Origin of the sequence: Verrucosispora sp. FIM060022 (assembly GCF_003977705.1) — a bacterium.
Taxonomy (GTDB): Bacteria; Actinomycetota; Actinomycetes; order Mycobacteriales; family Micromonosporaceae; genus Micromonospora; species Micromonospora gifhornensis.
Genome location: NZ_RQIV01000017.1, coordinates 1 through 23392, shown reverse-complemented (window position 1 = coordinate 23392; position 23392 = coordinate 1). Strand labels below are relative to the sequence as shown.

Sequence of the window (23392 nt, the reverse complement as noted above, 5' to 3'; positions counted from 1 at the left end):
TAGGCACCGCGGTCCGGCGGTCGTGACCGCACGGCGTACGCCAGGGGGAGGGTGCCATGCCGTCGCGGCGGGATCAGGTCCAGTCGTACCAGTTCTTCGTGCAGCGGATGACCTCCGCCCTGGTGGCGCGGGAGCCGGACCCGGAGGCGGCGCCGTTTCGCCGGTTGGGTGGTGCCGGCTTCGCCAGCGTCATGGTGGCGGTGCTCTGCCTCGCGGCGGTGGGCGTGTACGGGCTGCTGCGCCCGGGCGGGGCGACAAAGTGGAAGGACGGTGCCGGGGTCATCCTGGAGAAGGAGACCGGCACCCGGTATCTCTACCGGGAGGGCCGACTGCACCCGGTTGTCAACTACGCGTCCGCCCTGCTGGCCCTGGAGTCGGCCGCCCCGACGGTCTCGGTGTCCCGCAACTCGTTGGTCGGTACGCCTCGCGGTCCCCGCATCGGCATCCCGGACGCGCCGGACGCGTTGCCGGCACCGAGCCGGATCCTGGACGGGCCGTGGACGCTGTGCACCCAGCCGGCTCGGGACGCGGCCGGCGGGATCGTCGCCACCACCGTGCTCACCGTCGGTCGGGCGCCCGTCGGTGGCCGGGAACCGGGCGACGCCGCGCTGCTGGTCCGCGACCGTAAGACCAAGCGCCTGCATCTGGTGTGGCGCGACCACCGCTACGAGATCCGCAACGAGAAGGTCGTGCTGGAAGGTCTCGTGATGACCGCCGAGCCGGTGGTGGAGGTCGGTGGGGCGTGGCTGAACGCGTTGCCCGCCGGTGAGCCGATCACCCCGCGACGGGTCACCGACCGTGGCGCTGCCTCGACGGCGCTGCCGGACGCCCGAGTCGGTCAGGTCTACGTGGTCAAGAGCCAGAACGGCAGCCGCCAGTACTACATCGTCGAACGGGAGCGGCTGGTCCCGATCACCCCCGTCGAGGCGGACGTCCTGCTTGCCGACGGCGAGACGCAGGCCGCGTACCCGGACGGGACGAAGCCGGCTCCGATCGACCTCGCCGCCGGTACGGCCGCCGCCGCACCGAAGGCGTCGGCACCGCAGCAGGGGCGGCACCGCGCACCGGAGCAGCGACCCGACATCGCCCGGTTGAGCGGGAGCGACCCGGCCGTCTGCGCGGCCTACCAGCCGGATCAGGACGAGCCGACGGTGCTGCTCGACGCCCAGGTCGAGCCGGTACGCGAACCGGTGCGCACCCGGGAGCAGACCGGCAGCGGCATACCGCTTGCCGACCGGGTGGTCATCGAGCCCGGCTACGGTGTGCTGGTCGCCGCGCTCTCGTCGCCCGACCAGGACGGCGGCACCCTGAACCTGGTCACCGATCTGGGCTACCGCTATCCGCTGGCCTCCGAGGGGGTGCCGGCGATGCTCGGTTACTCGGGGTTGCGGCCGATCCGCCTGCCCGCCAGCCTGGTGGTTCGCCTGCCTGCCGGGCCGGCGCTCGATCCGACCACCGCGAAACAGGCCATCGACCCGGAGTGACGAAACCAGCCACATAGGAGCGGCACCCCTGGCCCGCGGTCTAGCGCGGGCTCGACGCAACCCGATACCGTTTCAGTGACGATGGTGCGTAAGCGCTGATTGACAGACCGCCCCCGGTGTCGCGGGGCGATCCAACGAGGACGGGGGTGACTTCCGCCATGTCGATGCGTACCGACACCGGCTTGATGCTGAAGACCGAGGGTGACGTCGATGCCGTCGCCGATCGGCTCACCAGCAACCTCAACGGGCTGATGGACCAGCTCGCACCGCTCTACGACCAGTGGAAGGGTGCTGGTGCGGGTTCGTTCCAGCAGGTTCGTGAGCGGTTCGACCAGGACATGGCCCGGCTCAACGTCGCGCTGCGCGCGATCGCCGAGGCTGTCGGCTCCGCCGGTAAGGACTACGACGTCAGCGACGAGGAGATCCGGGCCGACATGGACAGCGCCGGTGCGACCGCCGGCCAGATCACTGCGGCTCTGAAGCTCTGACGGGGGGATCACGATGGAAATCCGGTACAACTTCGCCGGTCTGAACGCGGCGGCTGACAGCTGCGGCAGTTCGGTCCGCAACATGACAAGCGAGCTGGAGGGCCTCAAGTCGGGCATCGCTCCGCTGCTGGCCACCTGGGACGGCGACGCCCGCGAGGCGTACTTCCAGCGTCAGCGCGAGTGGGAGTCGGCCGCCAACGACCTGCGTGACCTGCTGGGCAGGATCGAGCGGGCGTTGCGCGAGTCGGCGGGCAAGATGCAGGCCCGCGAGGCGGCCAACCGCGCCAAGTTCGGCGGTTGAGTCACCCGACCGCTGCACCCGATGGCCCGGCCGATCGCCGGGCCATCGTCGTCCGCGCCGCCGATCGTGCCGCTGGCGCGGTCATTCCCGTGAGGTCGAGGTAGGCACCCGGAAGAAGACCTCCTCCGGCTCGTCGATCTCCGGCCGGTCGTCCGGTGACGCGGCGGGCCGGGTGGGCCGCCACCGGGTACGCCGCCCGCGCGGCAGCAGCGCCGCCAGCACCGCTACGCCGACCGCGACAGTGGCCAGGCCCAGACCGATCCAGAGGGCCAGCCGGCCGAACAGCGCCCAACGTTGCTCGCGGGCCTGTGCCGCCGCGTCCAGGGGCACCTCGGGCAGGGGCGGCTGTGCCACCGGCTTCGCGCTTGTCAACCGTTCGGTGACCGCCCGGTACGGGTTGACCACTCCGCTGCCGTAGCCGCGTGCCGCGTCGCCCCGGGCCGGGTCGGCGGTGGCCAGGATCCGCCGCGTCACCTCCTTCGCCGACAGGTTCGGCTCGGCGGCGCGGATCAGGGCAGCCGTCGCGCTGACCATCGGGGTGGCGAAGCTGGTGCCGTCGTAGGCGGCGTGCCCGGTCAGCCTGGTCGCGGCGACCACCGCCCCACCCGGCGCGACGATGTCCACGTACGGTCCGATCTGGGACTGCCGGATCCGGGCGCCGTTCTGGTCGACGGCGCCCACTCCGATGACCCCGTCGTAGCTCGCGGGGTAGGGCACCGGGTCGGGTCGGGCACCGTCCTGATGCCGGTTGCCGGCGGCGGCGACCAGCACGACGTCGTTGTCCACCGCGTACCGGATGGCCCGCTGCACGTCCGGGTCGGGGCGGTAGAGCGTCACCGACATGTTGATCACGTCGGCGCCGTCCTCGACCGCGCGCATGATGGCCTGCGCGAAGACCGCGCCGCCGACGGTGGCCCCGGCGGTGTCCGTGCTCTCGTTGGCGTTGCGTTCGCTGACCCGGATCGGCACGATCGTGGCATCCGGCGCCAGGCCGTGGAAGCCGACCCCCTCCTGCCGGGCGGCGACGATGATGCTGGCGACCGCCGTACCGTGCGAGACGCAGTCCACGTCACCGCCGGGTGCATTACGCAGCGCGTCGAATCCGCTGTCGACCCGGCCCGTCAACTGCGGATGGCTGCTGTCGGTACCGGAGTCGATCACCGCGACCCGTACCCCGGCACCGGTGCTGAACGGCCACACCCGCTGCGGCGCGAGCCACCGCTGGTGCCAGGGCGTCTCGGTGTTGACCTCGCCGGGATCGCTGGGATTCTGACAGATCTCCGGGGCGGCGTGCGCCGGCGCGGGAGGCGTCAGCGTCGTGGTCAGCAGCGCCCCCACCAGGGCGAATGTCGTGATAGGACGGCCGCGGGCCATGCTGCTCACCTCCGGTGCGCCGGTGCCGGTGAATCCTAACGACCCCTTGCCCATCCCCTGACGGGGCGCGCATTCAGTATGGTCGAGTCGTCATGGGCGCGAACGGGGGAGGGACACCGCCATGGACGTGCAGGCGCTGCGTGCCCGCGCCGACGAGCTGATGGCTCAGTTCGAGCGGATGCGTTCCGGGGTCGGTGACCTCCAGCAGCAGCTCAAGGCCGTGCAGGCGACCGTCACCTCCGAGGACGGTCTGGTCACGGTCACCGTCGGGCCGCGCGGTCAGGTGACGAAGGTCGAGTTCGATTCGCGCATCTATCGCCGACCGAACTCCAAGGAGCTGTCCGCCACGGTCACCGAGACCATTCACCGCGCCACTGCGAAGGCGATGGCCGACGTCGAGCGGCTCATGCGGCCGTACGTGCCGGACAGCCAGTTCCAGGCCTACATCGACCACGACCTCGACGGCATCTTCCGTCAGTTGGACAGTGACCTGCCCGGGGAGGACAAGCGATGACCGAGCTCCGCGAAACGTTCGTCAAGCCGGATGCCGCCCTGGAAGGGGCCAGCACCCTCAGCGCCGCCGGTGCCCGGCTGGCCGCCCGCTGGAAGGGCCTGGCCGGCACGATCAACACGCTCAACGGTGGCCACCCCTGGGGCGACGACGAGCCGGGCCAGGCGTTCAACAAGGACTACCTCGGTGGCGAGCAGCCGGCGCAGAAGGTGCTCGACCTGGCCGCGGGCGTGGTGCCCGTGGTCGAGCAGATGGGCCCGACGGTGAAGGGTGCTGTGGAGGGCACCGTCGACGTCGACGACATGGTCAAGACGCTGTTCGGGGGCGAAGGCAAGTAACCGCCGGCAGCTGACGGTCGAGATCGGATAGAGGGGCGCGCGCCGGTGGCGGTACCCAATCCCAAGCACTCGCTGGGCGAGTACGGCTGGGTCTGGGACGCCATCTGCTGGGTCAGCGCCGGTGAGGCGTGGCCCAGCGGCGACGAGGACCGGATGCGCGAGCTGGCCGATGCCTGGCAGTCCCTGGCCGACCTGGTCGGCGAGGTACTGACCGAGGCCGACCCGGCGGTCATGAAGATCCTGCAGAGCTGGGGCGGCGGGGCCGGCGAGGCGTTCGGTGCGCTGTGGAACCAGGTCGGCGTCGACCCGAACACCGGCCTGCCGCTGATCCAGGAGATCGCCGCCGCGTACGCGTCCGGCTGCGACCAGGCGGCCCTGGAGATCGAGTACGCCAAGCTGACGGTGCTGATCGCCGTCATCATCACCGTCATCGCGGTCTTCGTCGCGTTGCTGATGGCCTGGCTGGGCGGTGTCTCGGCCGGTGCGATCCCGGGCATCCTGGCGGCCGGTCGGCAGGCGGTCACGGTCGCCTTCCGGCGGCTCATCGCTCAGCTGGGGCGGCAGTTGCTCACCCGGGCGGGACTTCAGGCGGCGCTGCGGACCGCCGGCGGTCGGGTCGGGCAGATCGTCACCAGTCAGGGCTTCCGGCAGGGCCTCAACCGGCTCGGTCTGGAGCTGATGGAGGAGATCGGCGAAGAGCTGATCATCGACGTCGGCGCTCAGGCGTACCAGATGCGCAGCGGCGAGCGGCGGCAGTGGGACGGCAACCGGACGCTCACCGCGGGCGTGGGTGGCGCGTACGGCGCCGTGCTCGGTTCCGGCATGAACTGGGCCGGCCGGCGGGTGGCGCCCAAGATGCCTGTCTCGTTCAGCCCGTCCCGGTTGTCCTTCCCGGGCAGCGGACTGGTGCGCTGGGGCAGCACCAGCATCGCCTCGGGTGCCCAGAACGCGCTCATCTCACCGGCCGCGAGCGTGCTCGCCAACGCCAGCGTCAACCAGCAGCTCGTGCTCCCCGGCGCGGACGCCTTCCTCGGCGGGTTCGCCAGCGGTGCCGGCCGCACCGGCGCGACCCTCGCCGGTGGTGCCACCGGAAACCTGGGTGCCAAGGTCACCAACCTTGGTCTCGACCGGCTGAGTGGGACCACCACCCCCGGTGCCGGCCTGGGCGCGGGCCTCAACCCGTCCCCCGGCATCGGCAACGTGGACCTCGGCAACCTCGGCAACACCAGCACGGATGGGGGCTCCTCCGGCACTTCCGGCCGCGGCAGCAGCGATACCGACACCGGTACGGTCCAGGACAGCGGCGGCACCGTACCGCAGAGCGGGGCGGGTTCCATCAGCCTCGCGCCGTCGGTCGACCCGACCGTCGTCGCACCGGTAGACGGGGCCACTTCGACCAGCGGTCCCGCCACCACGACCGAGGGTGTGGACCTGGCCAGCGGTGCCAGCGACCCGACCTCCACAGATGTCGTGTCGCGCGGTGACGAGTCCGGCACGGCTGGACGCGACGACGCGGCCACCACCGGCGGCCGGGTGCCCACCGACGGCACCCCGGCGACTGCCGAGCCCACCGGGGACACCAACCGGGACAGCACCCCGGGCGACCCCACGACACCGGTCGCGGACACACCCGCCGACCGCGCCACCTCCGACTCGACCGAGCAGGCCGGCCCGGCGGAGCGCGCCGACAGCGGACCGCCAACCGACCAGCCCGCCGCCGGGGCCCCGGACACGGCCACCGACACCACCGGCGACCGGGCACAGAGTTCCCCTGTCGACAGCCCAGGCGACCGGGCACCGGGTTCCGCTGCCGACACCACGGGCGACCAGGCACCGAATTCTGTCGACACCACGGGTGACCGGGCTCAGAGCGCGACTGTCGACGGCACGGGCGATCGGGTTCAGAGCGCTCCGGTAGACACTTCGGCGGGGAATGCCCGAACTGTGCCGGTCGATGCCTCGGGCGACGGTGCCCGGAGCGTTCCGGTCGACGCCTCGGCTGGTGCCGGTCGTACCGTCGGTGTTGGTCCGGTTCCGGACTCCGGTGTCGGCGCGAGCGTCGATGGTCCCGGTGGCCCGGCCGTCTCCGGGGTTGATCCCCTGGCCGCGGAGATCGCTCCCGCTGTGGTGCCGGGTGCACCACCCGCGAGCCCGGTGGCGGGACCCACCCCGGGCAACGTCACCCCCGCCACCACGCTGAACCCGGCGCAGACCACCGCCGTGCCGTCCGCGACCACCCCAGCCGCCACCCCGACGGCCCCCGCGCCCACCACCCCGACGGCCCCCGCGCCCACCACCCCGACGGCCCCCGCGCCCACCACCCCGACGGCCCCCGCGCCCACCACCCCGACCTCCGCACCCGGTACGCCGACCGCCGGCACGTCGACCACGCCCACAACGTCGACCTCGCCCACGTCGACCACGCCCACGTCGACCACGCCCGCCACCGGCAACACCGGTACGCAGCCGACCCCGAGGGCACCGGCCAACACCACGGCCCCAAACTCGGCGGGATCGGTTTCGCTGACCCCGCCACCCAGCGCCGCCCCGATGACCCAGCCCGACACCGGTCCGGCGGTGCGGCCGACGGCACCGGCCGAGACGGCAGGCACCGATTCGGCGACCACCGCCGCGACCACCGACCCGACGGTTACGCCCGCCTCCCCGGACGGTGCCACGGATCCTGCGGCGCGCCGGGCGGACCAGGCCGACCAGTTGGCCACCGGCGGGCCGGTCGTCGTCGCGGTGCCGGGCAGCACGGGGACGCTCCAGGCTGGTGGCCCGACCGCGCCGGACACCGGCCGGGGTCCGGTGAACCCGGACACCCTCCGGCGGTCCGAGGGGCCGACCGGCAACGGCACCCACAGTTGGCAGTTGGCCCCCACTGCTGTGGACGGCGACCCCACCGGCCCGGACGCGGAGCAGGCTCTGATCGAGGCGTCCCGGACCCTCGCCGAGGCCGCCCGGCGGGCGGTGAAGGACGGCACGATCTCCCGGGCCAAGCAGCCCGGCACGTCCGGTGCCCTGCTGATGCCCGACGGTGGCATCACCACGCACACCAGCATGACCGTGGACAAGGGCACCAAGCCGCCGACCCAGCCGTCCGTGCACCCGCTCGCGCAGGCCGCACTGGATCGCACGAAGGCGGCACTGCCGGACGGGACCGGCAGCGGGCACGGCAAGTGTGCCGAGGTGGCCCTGGTCTCGGATCAGCTCTACCGGCTCGAAACGCAGTGGCGCGAGGCCGGTGAGCCGGGCTCCTTCGAGCAGTACGCGCTGGACGCCTTCAACGGTGCCAAGATCCTCACTCACCAGGTCAAACCGGCTCAGCAGAACGACATCGTCTACAACCTGGGGCACCACCGGCCGCCCTGCCGCTCGTGCGCACACTTCCTGCCGCAGTTCGCCATCGAGCCGATCGTGGACCCGGAGCGGGACGCCCGGACCTACCAGCCGCCGGTCCCCGGTGTGGTGGGCAACGGTCCTCCGCTGAGCGACAACCGACCGTACGGCGACCCCAACGGTCTGGTCCCCCCGGAACAGGCCGACCAGCAGGCGCTCGACGCGGCCGTGCCGCGCGATGCGACGACCGGTCGACCGCTTGTGCACCCGGATCCGCGCGTCGGATCGTGGGCGGGCCTGGTCAACGACGGCGGTCCGACCGTCCCTGGCCGCGACAACAACTGTGCCGACGTCGGGCTCTCCGTCCTGGCCACCTGGTTCGGTCGGCCGGAGGTGGCCGCCCCGACCGCCACCTCGGCCGAGGTGGAGGCGGGCAGCACGGCACGGCAGGAGCAGGCACTACGCACGGAATTCGCCCACCAGGGCACCGGCACCGCCGGCCTGGACGCCGTCGCCGACGCGCTGCGTGCGGCCGGCCCCGGCTCGGCGGCCCTGATCATCACCACCCGTCCGGACGGCAACGGCGCACACACCTGGAACGCGGTAAACCACGACGGCACCATCATCTGGCTCGACGCCCAGAACCAGCTGATCTCCGACACCGACCCGGTGCACGGCGATCCCGGCAACGTCTGGTCCATCGTCCTCGACGCCGAGGGTGACCCGCACCGCCCCGCAGCGACGGACACCGACATCCGGCCACCAGCCCCACCGGACTCGACAGCACCCGACGACACTTCCGCCACCACCCCCGACCCCAGCAGGCCCGACATGCCGGGCTCGCCGATGGAGGTGCAGCCCGGCCATGTCGATGAGCAGGGAGGAAGCCCGGCAGGTCTGGCCGGTACCGGATCCGACGGGCTGAGCGACGCCGACGCCGCGACGCCCGAGGGCGACCCGGCGGCGAGCCCTTACCTGGACGGCCTCGCGGAGCCGGATCAGGCGACCCTGCACGAGGCGCTCGCCGACGCGCAGCGCGACGCCGACCAGATCCTGGCCGACCTGCACGGTGTGAACGCCGAGGTGAACGCCCGGCTCGGGCTGACCGGGGCGGACGCGCTGAGCACGCTCGGCGAGCAGCATCGCGTCAAGGGCGCCGAGTCGCTGGCCCGCAAGTTCCGCACCGAGCTGGAGCCGCTCGGCTACGACCTCGGTTCCGCGCTGGACACCGTCAACGACGTGGTGCGGTTCTCGGTGCAGGGGCCGGAGACCGAGGCGTACGGGCCGGCGGTGGACGCGGTCCTGTCGTCGTTGGAGGCACAGGGCTACCAGGTCACCGACCTGAAGAACTTCTGGCACCCGGGTAACCGGTTCTTCGGATTGAACTGCACGCTGACCTCGCCGACCGGGCGCACCTTCGAGTTGCAGTTCCCGACCGCGACCAGCTACGCGATCGGCAAGCAGACCCACCTGCCGTACGAGGTGATGCGTGACCCGGCGCAGACACCCAGCGCCCGGGTGCACGCCTTCCTCGACATCCTCACGATCAACAAGGCGAACGGCATCGCGGCACACATGCCGGGCGGGATGGACTCCGCGCGGTTCGACACCCCGAAGAACACAAGCTTCGCGAAGTGGATGTCCTCGGCCCGGCAGGAGAGTATCCGTCAGTCGTACCTCGACTGGCTCGGGCAGCAGGGCCAGACGTTCGCCGACGTGCTCGCCGCGCGAGGATTGACGGCGTCCGACCTGCCCGGTCTGGATCCTGACCTGATGGGGGGCCCGCATGACGGCGCTGACGTTCGGCTACTTCCTCCTGCGGAGACCGGACGACCCGACGGGCCCGCCGGTCAACCTGATCGCGGAGGCGGAGAGTTCGGGGCCGACCCAGGCGGTGATCTGGGATCGTCCGACGGGCGCGTGGACGTTCCGTCCGGACGTGGCGGCGGCGATCCTGTGGGCGAATCCGGAGCGCCACGAGATCGAACGGGTCGACCGGGCGACGGCGGAACGCCAGACGGCGCACTTCACGACGGTGCCGCTGCCGACGGAGGACGAACTGACGGAGATCTGCCGCCAGGCGACCTGAGCACCACCCCTGTCGCGTCCGAGACCCCGCCGGTGCCTCCGGGGAGCGACGCGACCGCCGGCGCCACCGACGCAGGTCGGCCTGCGGTGTCGCTCGGTACCGATCGCGGGTTGTCACAGACGAGACGGATCGGGCCGGGTGAGCTCGCGCCGCTGGAGGATCCGAGCTTCCACTGGGACGTCGAGCAGGCCCTGCGAACGCCGCAAGGCCACGCTCTCTTCGCCGACCCGTCCACCAACCCGTACGGTGGACTGATCAACGATGGCGGACCGGATCGGCCCGGCCGCGGCAACAACTGCCTGGACTGCTCACTCTCGGCGTTGTCCAGCTTCTACGGCGACCCGCAGGTGTCCCTCCCCCGCTGGTCGGACGTGCGACCGGACGGCTCGATCGACACCGTCACGGGTGAGGCGAGTGGTCTCGACCGGGCAGAGTCCTGGCTCGGCGGCACCTGGGCCGGCGGCCCGGCCGGACTTCCCACCACGCCCGCTGAGCGCGCTGCGGCGGTCAGCGCACAGTACGCCCGACTGCATCAGCACATCGCCGAGGCCGGCCCCGGCTCAGCGGCCTTGGTCGTGGCCGAATGGGTCAAGCGGGATCGCCGCACCGGAGACCTCCTCCTCGACAACGGCAACGTTCAGGTCGAGGATTCACACGCCCTGGTCCTGGTATATCCGCAGGGTGCCGAGGGGCCGGTCTGGTGGGATCCACAGCGGGGGATGACCTGGCCACAACCCCCGACCGCGTACGTGGCGCAGACGTACGCGCTGTGGTCGATGACGCCCGCGGTGGAAGGGATTCCCGATGACGGAGGAAGAGGCGCTGACGCTGATCAAGCGCCTACTGGGTACGCCGAACGAGATCGAGCTGCATCCGTTCGAGTTCGGTTGGCTGGCGAAGGAACAACTGTCTCCGCAGGAACGGGCGGAGGGTCGGCAACTGGGCCACGGGAGCTACATCATCGACCGGAGCGGGGTGATCACAGCGCAGATGAGTCTGCCGGTGCCGCTGCTGATCATGGAGTACACCCAGGCGCGCCGGGCGGGCCGGATGACGGGTCGTCAGGTCTGGCCGACGGTGACACCGACCGACTGACCGCGACCGCGCCGTCGCTCGAGGAGAGCCGGCGGTTCGGGCCCGGCGAACTGGCGCCGCTGGAGGACACCCGCTTCCACGACGACCTGGCCGCCAGCCTGGCCACCCCACACGGGTACGCCGTCTTCGCCGACCCGTCCACCCACCCGTACGGAGGGCTGGTCAACGACGGTGGGCCGGATCAGCCGGGCCGGGGCAACAACTGCCTGGACAGTTCGCTGTCGGCGCTGGCCAGCTTCCACGGTGACCCGCAGGTGTCGCGTCCACGGTGGCCGGATCGCCTCCCCGACGGCTCGATCGACCGGCTCTCGGGCGAGCGCGGCGGCCTGGAGCGGGCCGAGGCGTGGATCGGTGGGCAGTGGATCGGCGGCCCGGACGGTCTGCCCACCGACCTGTCGGCCCGTACCGAGGCGGTGGCCGCCCAGTACGCCGACCTCTACCAGCAGGTGGCCGACGCCGGGCCGGGGGCGTCGGCGCTCGTGGTCGCCGACTGGTTGCTCCTCGACGACGCCGGCGACGTCGTCCTCGACGACAACGGTCAACCGGAGGTCGACGGCTCGCATGCCTTCGTGATCGTCTTCCCGGCCGACGCCGACGCGCCAGTGTGGTGGGATCCCCAGACGGGCACGGCGTCGGTGGACATGCCGGCCGGCGAGGTGCGGGACACCCATGCCCTCTGGGCGATGATGGTGCCTGACGGAGAGGGGCGAGTTGACCGAGGACGAGGCGTTGACGCTGATCAGCCAGTTGCTGGGGACCGGGAATCCGATAGTGCTTCGGGAGTTCGAGTTCGGCTGGCTGGCCCGGGAGAGGCTCTCGGAACAGGAACGGTCCGCGGGGATGGCAGTGGGGCAGGGCAGCTACATCATCGACCGGACGGGAGTGATCACGGCTCACTCCAGCCTGCCCCCGAGGCGGATCATGGAGGAGTACACCCAGGCGCGACGCGAGGGTCGGATCAAGGGTCGGCAGGTCTGGCCCCAACCGGAACCGAGGGCCTGACCGACCCGGACGGCCTGACCGACGCCGACTCCACCACCGCGGACGGCCGGACCGACGCCGCCGACCACAACGGACCGCCCGCACCGCCGGGCGCCGACTCCGACCCGACCCCTGCCGACGGGCCCGACCTGCGGCAGGCCGCCGCCGGTACGACCTTCGGCGGTGCGCTGCTCGACACCGATCCGGCCCGGACCGCGCAGGCCGTGCAGGAAGCGCTGACCGCCGGCCCGCTGCCCGAGCAGGCGAACGTGGACCCGGCCGCCGCCACCGTCACCCTGGACACGGCCGACGGCCCCTACCAGGTACGGATCGTGCTGGCCGACCCGCCGGCGGGCGTACCGGCCGTGCCGGTCGCCACCGTCGGGTACACCGCCGACGGTGCCGTGGTGCAGGTGTCCACCGGCGCACATCCGGACCACGTCCGGCGGGCCGTCGCCGCGATGCTCGCCGAGGTGGACACGGTCGCCCAGGAACGCGCCGTCGACCTGCGTACCGACGCCACCACCGCGCTCGCCGAGGGGGCCCGACCCGAGTACGACGGCACCCGCGTCCTCACCGCGCGGGACATCGGCCGCCTCGCCGAACTGCGGGTCGTCCTCGCCGACAGCACCGCGACCACCGACCCGGCCCGCGCCGGCCAGTTGCAGGCCGAGGCGTTGAGCCTGCTCGTCGCCTCCGGCCTGCTGGAACAGGACCCGTCGCATGCCGTGCACGGGCTCGGTGCCAACGTCCCGGTGGTCGGACCGGAGGCGGCGCAGGCCCGACTCGATCTGATCCGCAGCCACCTGGGCCCAGCGGCCCCGGCGATCGAGAACCTGATCGGCCAGGCGACCGGGCAGCAACTCGTCGCGGACCTGCGGGCCGCCCGGTCGGCGATCCGCGCCGAGGCCCGTACCTGGGCGCAGCAGGCCACCGCGTTGCGCAACGCCGCCGACCTCGCCCTGACCACCAGGGTCGACGCCACCCTGGACATCGCGCCCGAGCACGTCTTCGGCCGGCTGGTGATCGGTGGCGGTTGGGCCGCCACCGCCGACTTCGTCACCATGGGCGGCGCCGCCGACACCGGCATCGGCCTGCCGCCGGTGCTCTGCGTGTCGCAGGGCCACGACCCCTGGGCGGAGCGACAGGCCCTGCTGATGGGCCAGATCCCGTCGGAGCTGGAGCTTCCCGGGATGCCGTTCCAGCCGGCCGACCTGGCCGAGGCGGGCACCCAGTTCACGCCGTCCGACGTCTTCGCCGACGCGGTGGGCGCGGCGCGGGCGCTCAGCGGAATGCCGACCTACCAGGGCACGGCGACCGCGATCACGCCCCGCCCGGCCGACGCCGAGGGCTGGCCGGACGGCGCGAACTTCCGGGTGACCGTGGGTGGGCGACAGTTCTTCACCGCCTCCGTCGATGTCGCGTCCGGGCCCGGACCGTCCCGGGTGCCGAACGCGCCGGCCACCGCAGGCGGCCGGTACGTCGACCCGACGACCGGCTACCGGGTCGACCGGTCCGGGCCGACCCCGGTGTTCCGCGCCCCCGACGGCACCGTGGTGGATCCGGACACCCTCCCGGCGACGGTACGAACCGTCCTCGGTGCCGGCGTCTCCCACGCACCGCTGCTGGCCGACTTCGACGGACGGCCGACGGATCCCCTGGTGGTCGATCCGACCTCCGGCTACGCCGTGGACCCCACGACCGGGCAGGTCTTCGACCCCGACGGCGCGCCGGTCGACCCCGACACCCTCTCCGACGAGGTACGCGCCCGGCTCGGCCACGCGCCGGACGGCTCGTTCGGTGATCCCCGCCCGGCCGCGCCCGTCGTCGACTTCGGCGGGCAGAACCTGGCCGACGCGTACCGCCCCGGTGACCGGGTGCTCGTCTTCGGCGCGGGTGCCTCCGGCGCGTGGGACATCGAGCAGGCGGTGGCCTCCCAGGCCAGCAGCGTCGACTGGTCGGCCCGGGCCGTGCCGCCGCCACCCGACCAGCTGACCGGCGATCCCGGACACGACGCCGAGGCGCAGCTGCGGTTCAGCTTCGGCGGTGGCTACAACCGGCGCAACACCCTGCCGGAGGTCGGTGCCTATGCCGAATCCGTACGCGGCCAGGTGGAGCAGTCGCTGCGGGAGATCGTCAGTCTGCGGCACACGGTCGACGGCGGGTTCCTGGTGGAGTTCACCGACGGCAGCCGGCAGGCGTACGACCGGGTGGTCTTCTCGATCGGGCAGGCACCCGAATATCCGGGGGGCGTCGCCGACCTGCTGTCCGAGGTGGACCTGTCGCCGCTGCACGGCCCGGCCACCGCACACGACGGCCCGGCCGACGTGTTGGGTCTGCGGGGCACCAGCGGCCAGCTGCGGGTCCTCGGTGGGGCCAGCGTGGCCGGTCCGCTGTTGGCCAAGGTCGGCCCGGCGCTGCGGCAGACGATCGTGGACCAGGCCGCCGCGTTGCCGGACGATTCGCGGGGCATTCCGCCCAGCATCCGGTTCCACGCCCAGCGGATCGCCGAAGCGAACCTGGGCGCCCCGCCCGTGCCACCCGGCGGGCAGCCGACTGGCGGCACGGGCCCGGACACCTCAGGTGGGCCGTCAGACCTCGTCCCAGCGGGCGACACCGAGCAGTCGCCAACCCCACTGGATGTCGAGCCAGGGCAGCGGACCGTACCGGTCGTTGAGTTCCCGGCCGAGCGGCGGCATCTCGACAGCGACGGGCCTGCCGTCGATGTCCTGCCCGACGCCCTTGGCGACGACCTCGACGGGGTTGCCCCACAGCTCGACGTAACGCAGGGCGGGCAGCTTGCGGCTGGCGGCGAGGGCCTCGGCGCCGGCCGGCCCGACGCCACAGTTGGCCAGGCCCAGCCACCGCAACCGACCCAGGTGCGGGGAGCCGGCCAGCGCGGCGACGCCGTCGTCACCGATCGGGTTGTCACTCAGGTCGAGGGCGACCAGACGTCCCAGAGCGGCGACACCGGCGACGTCCGGCATCAGCCCGGCCGCGTCGACAAGGGTCAGGTGGCGGACGGGAAGGTGGGCGAAGACCTCGGCACCGTGCTCGACGAAGGTGCGGGCGGTCATCGTGACCAGCTCGACGAGTCCGTTGCGGACCTTCCAGTCGACGAGCAGGTCGGCGACCGGCGCGGCGAGCCGCGGGACGACTCTTCGGTACCGCAGGGCGGCGGCCCGGTCGGGCCGGGTGCCCGCCAGGTCGATGCGGATCACCGCGGCGTGGTCGGGGTCGGTGGCCTCGATGGCGTCGGCGTAGCGCCGGCGCAGGTCGAGGTCGTCGGGGTCGGCCAGGATGGCGGCGTACAGCTCGGCGGGCGTGGCCATGACGGCAGCGTATCGACGACCGGCTCGCTCACCGCCAGTGCCGTGCCCGGCTCGACCTTCCACGGCCTGGGTCGACCGGACGCCGACCCGGGCGCGGTCCTGGACGCCGCGCGGGTCGCGCTGCCGCAGGTGGCGCCGTACGCGCAGGTCGACGCGGTGGTGCCGGTCGGCCCGGACCGGTTCGAGATCCGTCCGGCCGGGCAGCACCCGCTGACCGTGCGGCTCACCGCGGGGCCGTTGGCCGACGGCGTGGTGGCCCAGTCGGTCCGCAACCCCGACGGGACCTTCACTGTCACCGTGTCGGAGCGGGCCGTGGACCAGGCGGTCGTACGGGCCCTAGCGCACGAGGTGGCCGAGCTGGTGGCGCTGAACGAGGCCGGCCGGGCGCTTGTCGGCCCGCTGGACCCGGGCAACGTACGCGGCCCGATCGACGCGTCCGGGCTCACCGCCCACGACCGGGGTCGGCTCGCCGAGATCCGGCTGCTCGCCGCCGGGTACGCCACCACCGACGCCCCGGGCCGGCTGGCCGTACGCGCCGAGATCGACGCCCTCGCCGACCACCTCGGCCTCCGCGTGGGCGACCAGGGCGTCCGGGCCCGGTGGGCGCTGCTCCCGCGCGACGTGCTGGCCCACCTGATGCAGCTCAGCGTCCCCGCCCTCACCCCGGAAGCGGTGTCGGCGGTGCTCGCCGGGGCACCCACCCTCACCGAGGGCGAGCGGGTCCGGCTGATCGACTACCGGTCCCGGCTGGCCCCCGACTTCCAGGTGCCGCAGTCGCCGGAACTGACCGCCCGGCTGCGGGAACTGGCCGCCGAGGCGGAACACACCCAGTCCGGCATGCCGCGGATGCCCGCCTTCGCAGGGCAGATCATCGGCATCCCGCCGGCACAGCTCGACCGGGTCCGCGCGGTGGACCCGCAACTCGCCGACCGGCTCGCCCGCGAAGGCGTCTACGTCGACCTGACCGGCCGCTACGACCTGCGCCCGTACATGGCGGACGTGCCGGCGATCGACCTCGGTGCGGCCCGGCCGGCGTACGACCTGAGCACCGAAGCCGGGCGGCAGGCCCAACTGCACGAGGACCGGCAGCGGTCCCGGGCGGCACTGCGTGCCCTGCGTGGCGGTCAGGCCGCGACCCTGCTCGCCGACCATGACTTCCACTACCAGGGCACCGCCCGCTGGATGGGGCTGGTGCCGGACGTCCTGACCGACGTGCTGCGCGGCATCACCCCCGTACCGCCGACCCCGGCCACCTCGGCGGAGAGCGCGTCGACGCAGGGGCCGTCCGGCGACACCCAGGTCGTGGCCGACCGGGTGACCCTGCCGCCGGATTCACCGACCACGCCCGCCCCGGCGTACGGGCCGGCGCTGGACGCCCGGACGGGACAGCCGGCACCGCTGTTCGACGGTCCGCCCCGGCGCGAGGACGTGCAGCAGGGCGCGCTCGGTGACTGCGGCATGATCGCCGTGATCGGGGCGGTCGCCGGCCACCTGCCGGACACCATCGCGCAGATGTTCCACCCCAACCCAGACGGCTCGGTCGACGTGCTGCTGCACGAGGCGAGCGGTCCGGGGCAGTCGGTCACCCCGACCGGACGCCAACTGCGGGTCACCGTCTGGCCGGACGTGCCGTTGCACGCCAACTCGAACGGTCGCAGCGCCTACGCCGACCAGTCGACGGTCGGCAGTTCCTGGGCGTCGCTGCTGGAGAAGGCGATCGCGGCGGTCGACCGCACCTGGACCGAGCAGCGCCACGACCAGTGGCAGCAGCAGTGGAGCGTCCGACCCGGTGCCGACCCGCATCAGGCCGCCCCGCTCGGCTACGCCCGCCTCGGCAACGGCAGCAGCCGACTGGTGCAGGCGGAACTGCTCACCCAACTCACCGGCCTGCCCAGCAGCGTCAGTCGACTCGATCCGACGCCCGGCCGGGAGGCCGAGGCGGAAGCCCGGTTGGCCACCCTGCTCTCCGCCGGCAGCCCGGTGATCACCGGAACCCTGCCGGCCGCCCAGTACCCCGGCAAACCGCCGTACGGACTCATCCCCGGCCACGCGTACGAGGTCGTGTCGGTGGCGAACGGTGAGGTGCAGCTGCGTAACCCGTGGAACGCCAGCCACCCCACGCCGATGCCGGTACGTGCCTTCCTGGACCTGATGAGTCCCTGGTACGGGCACGTCGAGGTGGCGCAGAGCAGCGTGGCGGCGCTGCCGGATTCCGACTTCCACGGGCAGGGCCGCCCGGCCGCCGACCCGACGGCAGTGCTCGACCGGGCGCGACTGGTGCTGCCCACCCTGGCCGACACGATCGGCGCGGACCAGATAACCGCCGTCGAGCCGGACGTCTTCGAGGTCCGGGCGGGCGGCCTGGCGCCGCTGCGGGTCCAGGTCACCACCGGCGCGCTCACCGGCACGACGGTGGCGCAGACGACCCGCAACCTCGACGGCACCTTCACCCTCACCGTCTCCGACCGGGCCGTCGACGCCGTGGTGGATCGCGCGGTGGCCCACGAGTTCGCCGAGCTGCTGGCCCGACACGAGAGCGGCCAGGCTCAGGTCGGACTCTTCGACCAGGGCACCCCGGAAACGCCCATCGACCCGGCCGGCCTCACCGCCCGCGACCGCGGCCGGCTGGCCGAGCTACGCGTGCTGGCCGCCGGGTACCCGAATGCCGACCCGAGCGCCCGGCTGGTCCTGCGCCGCGAGATCGACGCGCTTGTCGACCAGCTCGGCCTGCACTGGGGTACGCCGGACGCACCCGCCCGCCTCGCGCTGCTCCCCGCCGACGCGTGGCACCACGTCATCCGGCTGAGCGTGCCGAAGATCACGCCGGAGGCGGTGGCCGGGGTGCTCGCCGCCAACCCGGACCCGAACCGGGTCGAGCGGTTCCGGGCGATCGACTACCGCGCCCGGCTGGCACCCGACCTCCAGCCGCCCTCGGCCGCCGAGATCACCAACAAGCTGCGCGAGTTGGCCGTGCACGGGGAGCGGAGCCAGTCCTCGCTGCCCCGGATGCCGGCCCTGGCCGGGCAGGTCGTCGCGCTGCCATCGGCCGCGCTGGACGCGATCCGGCAGACCGATCCGCAGCTGGCCGACCGGCTCGCCGCCGAAGGCGTCTACGTCGACCTGACCGGCCGCTTCGACCTGCGCCCCTACACCCTCGACGGCGCCCCCGAGTTCCCACTCGACGTGTCGGCGCCCGCGTTCGACCTGACCACCGAGAGCGGTCGCAGGTCACTGCTGGCCGAGGACCGCAGCCGGGTCGCCGCCGCCTTCCGTGCCGCGTACGGGTCCAACCCCGCCGCGATGGCGGTGCTCAGCACCCACGGCTTCCACTACGTGACCGACGCGCGGCTGATGGCGCTGGTGCCGAACGCGCTCACCGACGCGCTGCGGGCGATGCTTCCCCCCGACCCCAGCACCATCGTCGATGTCGAGATCGAGGTCGAACCGACGGTCAATGGCCGCGAGGTGGCCGTGGTCGCCGACCGGGTCACCCTGCCCGACCCCGACCCGAACTCTCCGGTCGGATACGGCCAGGCACTGGATCTGCGGACCGGGCAACCGGCACCACTCTTCGACGGCCCGCCGCAGCGGGAGCAGGTGCGCCAAGGCGCGCTCGGCGACTGCGGAATGCTCGCCACCATGGCCGCTGTCGCCGGTCACCGCCCGGATGCGCTGGCCCAACTCTTCCAGCCGAACCCGGACGGCACTGTCGACGTGCTGCTGCACGAGAGCATGCTGCACGGCGGTACGTCGACTCCCACCGGACGGCAACTCCGGATCACCGTACGGCCGGACGTGCCGCTGCGGACCGACCCTCCCGGCAAGTCCGCCTACGCGGACCGGTCGCGGAACGGTTCGGGATGGGCGTCGGTGCTGGAGAAGGCGCTGGCGGCGGTCGACCGGACGTGGAGCATGCAGCGTCGCGTCGCCTGGCAGCAGGACTGGACCGCCTGGCACTCCAAGGACGACCCGCATCGGGCGGCTCCGCTCGGCTATGCCCGGCTGCATGTCGGCAGCACGAGTGATTTCCAAGCCGAGCTGATGACCCAGCTGACGGGTGCACCGAGCCGGACGTCGCGCTTCGACATTAGGCCAGGGCAGGAAGCCGCCGTCGCTGCTCGACTTGCCGCCCTCCTGGCCGCTGGAAGCCCGGTGATCGTCGGCAGCTTGCCTCAGAAGAGCTACCCACCGGGACTCACCAACCTGCCGTTCGGGCTCTACGCCGAGCACGCCTACGAGGTGGTGTCCGTGACCAACGGCCTGGTGCAACTGCGCAACCCGTGGGGGAGTGAGCATCCCGCGCCAATGCCGGTGCGGGACTTCCTGAACCTGATGTCGCCGCACCACGCCCACCTGGACATGGGTGGCACGAGCAGCGCCTCGCAGACCGTCTCGGTGACGAGCCCGGATGTCCCGCCGACCCCGCCGACCGCGCCGGTCCCGCCGGCGATGCCGCTGACGCCGTCGGTCCCGGTACCCCGGTCGGCGGAGCCGGCGGCCAGGGCCGCGAGCGACAGGCCGCGCCGGCACACCCTCGGCCGTACCGACCTGGAAGACGAGCGGGCCGACATCAGCTACCTCGCGCTGCTCGACGGCAGCGGTACCGTGATCGGCTTGAGCGTCCTGCTGTCATCCGGAAACGGCCAGCGTGAGGCCCGCTGGACGACAAGCGGAGAGCCGGGCATCGGCGGGTCGGTGCCCGTCGGTCGGGGGGAGGCCGAGCGGATCGCCCGTGAGGTGCTCGGGTTTAGGCTGCCGGAGGAGTCCGCGTTGCACGAAATGATCGACGGCTGAAGATGCCGGCCGCAGGGACAGGGGGACAGCCGTTGCGATCCTTCACCGCGAAAACCGCCATCCGTAACAACATCCCCACCGACATCGGCCCGGCCCGCCTCGGGGCGCGCTGGGTTGACGTCGGGCCACCAGTGCGTGCCGAGATCGTGGTCATGCCGGAGTGGGATGGAGACGTCTCACGGTACGAGGTGAGGCTCGGCGAGACCTTCCCGGTGGGCGAGGAGACCTGGCGCTTCGCGGATCTCGACATGACCAGCGAAGACGCGTGGCAGATCACGATCCGTCGGGTCGACGAGGACGAGGTGATGGAGCCGCCCACCGGTCACCTCTGGAAGCCGGCACGGTTGCGCCCGTACGGCGAGCTCGACGAGGCGCAGGTCCAGTCGGTGGAGGCGGCTCTGGGGCACCCGCTCCCGGCGGACTACGGCAACTGGCTACGCCGGAACAATGGCGCGCAACCCGAGGTCGAGCACCATATTCCCGGTAAACCGTTCTCGCTGCTGCCCGAGCGTCCGCTGTTCGGGGTGCACCCCCAGTACCCGCCCTTCGACCTGGTGCACGCGCAACGCGTACATCGGGATCCGTGGCTGTCGCGCGACTGGTTGGTGATCGCGAATCCGTTCGGTGGGCTGCTGGTGGTCCCCGCACTGACGGACATCCCAAAGATCTATTTCGTGCACGAAATGGATCTGCTGGGTCCGCCCGGCCCGGCCGGCTCAGCCGTACGGGAGCAGAAGCTGCGCGCGGTTGCCTGGTCGATGGGCGAGTTCCTCGGACGGTTGACCCCGAAGGAGCTGGACGACCAGCCGCCGGTCCAGATGTTGCCGCCCGGCACCTTCACCGACCCCCGCAACTACCAGGACAGGCCGTTCTGACCAGGTCCGCCGTCGCGCCCAGCCGGGAGAACCGGGAGACAAGCGTTGCGCTCGTTCACTGATGTCGCCACCATCGCGAACAACGCCACGGCGATCCTGGGACCGGCTCGGCTCGGGGTGCGCTGGGTCGACGTCGGGCCGCCCGTACGCGCCGAGATCATCGTCATGCCCTCCTCCGGCGAGGACTCCGCCCACGAGGTCACGCTCGGCGAGACGTTTCCTGTCGGGGAGGAGACCTGGCGCTTCGCCGATCTCGTCATGTCCAGCCTGGATGAGTGGGAGGTCACCGTCCGCCGGGTGGACGGCAGCGAGGCGCCAGCCATCGGCCGACCGTGGGAGCGGGCGAGACTCAGCCCGTACGGTCAACTCGACGAGGCGCAACTCCAGGCTGTCGAGGCGGCCCTCGGGCAGCCGCTTCCGCCCGACTACCGCGACTGGCTGCGCCGGAACAACGGGGCGCAGCCCGAGGTGGACCACCACGTTCCGGGCGTCACGTTCACCCTGATGCCGGAGCGTCCGCTGTTCGGGGTGCACCCGCAGCATCCGCCCACCGACCTGGTGCCGGCGCAGCGCGTACACCGCGATCCGTGGTTGTCACCGGAGTGGCTGGTCATTGCGAGGCCGTCCGGCGGTCTGCTGCTGGTCTCGACCGCACAGCCGTACGACAGCACGGTCTACTTCCTGCCCGAGCAGGACATGGTCGGTCCCATCTCAGCGGCCCGGGAGCGCAAGCTGCGACCGGTGGCCGGGTCCATGCCCGACCTCGTCGGCCGGCTGGCACCGCTCGATGTCGCCCATCTCCCGCCAGCCCAGCTTGCCCCGTTCGGCACCGACATCGACCGGGACGGCGGGCGGTACTGACCGGTAGCCGGGTGATTACGCGCAGAGTCCTACGCCCCGACCGGCTCGGCCGGGCCGGCGCCGAAGCGCTCAGCCGAGCCGTGCGAGCAGTTCGGCGTAGCTGCCGCGAACCGCAGCGAGTCGCTCGCGCCGGAACCGGCCCGGCTCGCGCTGGTGCAACTGCCGCCCCCGGTCGCTGACGAAGGCGCTCGCGGGAATTTCGCCGCCGCCCTCCGGGGCGAACTTGCCCACCTCGTCCAGCGCGGCGACGGCCCGGGTGAGCGCGGCGCGGGCCCGCTGGCCGGCCTCACCGGCGGATTCGGCCGGCACCGATCCGGCGTACGCGTCGGCGACCAGGAGCCATTCTCCGGGGTCGAGCAGCTGAGACGGTTCGTTGCCGCCGTAGCGGAACCCGCCGCTCGTGCTTCCCGGTGTGGCCGGTAGCCGGAAGACGAACTCCCGTTCCGCGCCGCAGCCTTCGCAGGTACCGGTGTAACGGCTGGCCAGGTCACCGTCGGCCAACGCGACGACGGCACTGTGCCGGGGGAAGCGGGTCGACCCGCACGAACAGGGGTGCAGGTCCATGTAGAGGTGCGCCTCCGCGCTGGTACGGCTGAGCGGCGGATTCATGCGCTCAACCGTACCGATGCAAGAGCTTCGGCACCGCCCCCGGTGGTGCCGCTGGCATACTCGCCGACCATGGTGTTGTCGCGGAGCTGGGCGATCTTCCTCACCGGGGTCGGGGTCTGGACCTGGGTGATCTGGCCCCGCTTCGCGCTGGCCATCTGGAACGACCCCAGGTCCTGGACCAGCGGCGAGGTCGGGGACTGGCCGGCCACCGGCTTCCTCTGGGTGCACGCCTTGCTGATCGGTGCCTCGCTGGCCATCGGCACGACCGTCGGACTGCTCGGCGTCCGCGCCTGGCGAGCAGCACGCCGTCGTACGCCCTGAGCCGGTTCGATGTCTGGAAGGTACGGCGACTGCGCAGCGTCCTACGTCCCGCGCCCCCAGCCCCGCGACCCCGCTCCGGAGACCCTGAGGGGACCGTTCCCGATCGATTTGACGATCAATCCGCCCGCCGCGTAGGTTTCTCTCTGCCAGCGCGGAACGGGCGAAACGGGGCGAAAGACCCGGTGACTCCGCTCCGACGATGGCACCGGGCTTGCGGAGGATCTTCTCGGTGAGCTCGGTCCGGGTGGTGCTCGTCTGGTTCGTCGCGAGGCGGATTTGGCGGAGCGGAACCGACCGGGTAAGGTTCACGACCGGCAGGGCACCGGGCGAGCTTGCGGGAGACCGCAGCGGCCGGCCTGCCAAATCCGATGAACTGGCGAAGCGGATCTCCGCTGCGCCGGATCGCGGGTGCCGAACCGCATGAAGCGTGACGGACCGGGACACACCGGTTGACACGGGCCAGACGGTGAGGTAACGTAGTAAAAGTGCCCGGCGCGAGAGCGGCGGGTGTGAGAGTGGAACGGATGCCCCGGATGGTGGCCCTGGTGGGTTGCTTGATGGTGTGTGGTTGTTCTTTGAGAACTCAACAGGGTGCTT

General features: G+C 72.3%; 13 protein-coding genes and 2 pseudogenes. 12 read left to right on the top strand and 3 right to left on the bottom strand.

Annotated elements, in window-relative coordinates; genetic code table 11:
- Positions 1–56: 56 nt before the first annotated feature.
- The 3 genes from eccB to EG812_RS27700 all read left to right on the top strand — a co-directional run bounded on the left by eccB (position 57) and on the right by EG812_RS27700 (position 2273).
- Positions 57–1484, top strand: coding sequence for a type VII secretion protein EccB (eccB, locus tag EG812_RS27710; RefSeq protein WP_126713319.1), 1428 nt, complete (start codon positions 57–59; stop codon positions 1482–1484).
- Positions 1485–1642: 158 nt separating this feature from the next.
- Positions 1643–1972 carry a WXG100 family type VII secretion target gene (locus EG812_RS27705; protein WP_013736416.1) on the top strand — a complete coding sequence of 110 codons (330 nt, stop codon included), beginning with the start codon at positions 1643–1645 and terminating at the stop codon, positions 1970–1972.
- Positions 1973–1985: 13 nt separating this feature from the next.
- Positions 1986–2273 carry a WXG100 family type VII secretion target gene (locus tag EG812_RS27700; RefSeq protein WP_013736415.1) on the top strand — a complete coding sequence of 96 codons (288 nt, stop codon included), beginning with the start codon at positions 1986–1988 and terminating at the stop codon, positions 2271–2273.
- Positions 2274–2354: 81 nt separating this feature from the next.
- Here EG812_RS27700 and mycP read toward each other — a convergent pair whose 3' ends face one another.
- Entirely contained in the window at positions 2355–3647 is a 1293-nt protein-coding gene (gene mycP, locus EG812_RS27695) for a type VII secretion-associated serine protease mycosin (protein ID WP_126713318.1), read from the bottom strand.
- Positions 3648–3768: 121 nt separating this feature from the next.
- On the opposite strand from mycP, the gene EG812_RS27690 reads away from it, so the two are divergent.
- The 5 genes and pseudogenes from EG812_RS27690 to EG812_RS30175 all read left to right on the top strand — a co-directional run.
- Positions 3769–4161 (top strand): YbaB/EbfC family nucleoid-associated protein, encoded by a 393-nt coding sequence (locus EG812_RS27690; RefSeq protein ID WP_013736413.1) that lies wholly within the window; start codon positions 3769–3771, stop codon positions 4159–4161.
- On the top strand, positions 4158–4496 hold the full coding sequence (locus EG812_RS27685) for a hypothetical protein (RefSeq protein WP_013736412.1): 339 nt from the start codon (positions 4158–4160) through the stop codon (positions 4494–4496). The genes EG812_RS27690 and EG812_RS27685 overlap by 4 nt, the downstream gene beginning before the upstream one ends.
- Before the next feature lie 45 nt (positions 4497–4541).
- Positions 4542–8471, top strand: a pseudogene (locus tag EG812_RS30185) (YwqJ-related putative deaminase); the annotation flags it as partial.
- A gap of 1153 nt (positions 8472–9624) precedes the next feature.
- Positions 9625–9927, top strand: a complete 303-nt coding sequence (locus EG812_RS30180) for a hypothetical protein (protein WP_126713342.1) — start codon at positions 9625–9627, stop codon at positions 9925–9927.
- 32 nt (positions 9928–9959) lie between these two features.
- Positions 9960–11639, top strand: a pseudogene (locus EG812_RS30175) (toxin glutamine deamidase domain-containing protein); the annotation flags it as partial.
- Between the two features lie 2955 nt (positions 11640–14594).
- Here EG812_RS30175 and EG812_RS30170 read toward each other — a convergent pair.
- Entirely contained in the window at positions 14595–14990 is a 396-nt protein-coding gene (locus tag EG812_RS30170) for a leucine-rich repeat domain-containing protein (RefSeq protein ID WP_353505313.1), read from the bottom strand.
- A gap of 981 nt (positions 14991–15971) precedes the next feature.
- Between EG812_RS30170 and EG812_RS30165 the strand changes: the two genes are divergently transcribed.
- Genes EG812_RS30165 through EG812_RS27625 form a run of 3 tightly spaced genes read left to right on the top strand, consistent with a single transcriptional unit; the run spans position 15972 to position 21865 of the window.
- Positions 15972–20129: a C2 family cysteine protease gene (locus tag EG812_RS30165; RefSeq protein ID WP_353505312.1), complete on the top strand. Its 4158-nt coding sequence runs from the start codon at positions 15972–15974 to the stop codon at positions 20127–20129.
- A 32-nt stretch (positions 20130–20161) separates the two neighbouring features.
- A complete protein-coding gene (locus tag EG812_RS27630) occupies positions 20162–21004 on the top strand; it encodes a DUF6406 domain-containing protein (RefSeq protein WP_233579671.1) in 843 nt (280 codons plus the stop codon).
- 45 nt (positions 21005–21049) lie between these two features.
- Complete coding sequence (locus EG812_RS27625) at positions 21050–21865, top strand: DUF6406 domain-containing protein (RefSeq protein ID WP_126713317.1); 816 nt, start codon at positions 21050–21052, stop codon at positions 21863–21865.
- A gap of 69 nt (positions 21866–21934) precedes the next feature.
- Here the strand turns inward: EG812_RS27625 and EG812_RS27620 are convergent, their stop codons facing one another.
- A complete protein-coding gene (locus EG812_RS27620) occupies positions 21935–22474 on the bottom strand; it encodes a hypothetical protein (protein WP_126713316.1) in 540 nt (179 codons plus the stop codon).
- Between the two features lie 69 nt (positions 22475–22543).
- On the opposite strand from EG812_RS27620, the gene EG812_RS27615 reads away from it, so the two are divergent.
- Positions 22544–22795, top strand: a complete 252-nt coding sequence (locus EG812_RS27615; RefSeq protein WP_126713315.1) for an SCO4848 family membrane protein — start codon at positions 22544–22546, stop codon at positions 22793–22795.
- Positions 22796–23392 lie beyond the last annotated feature (597 nt).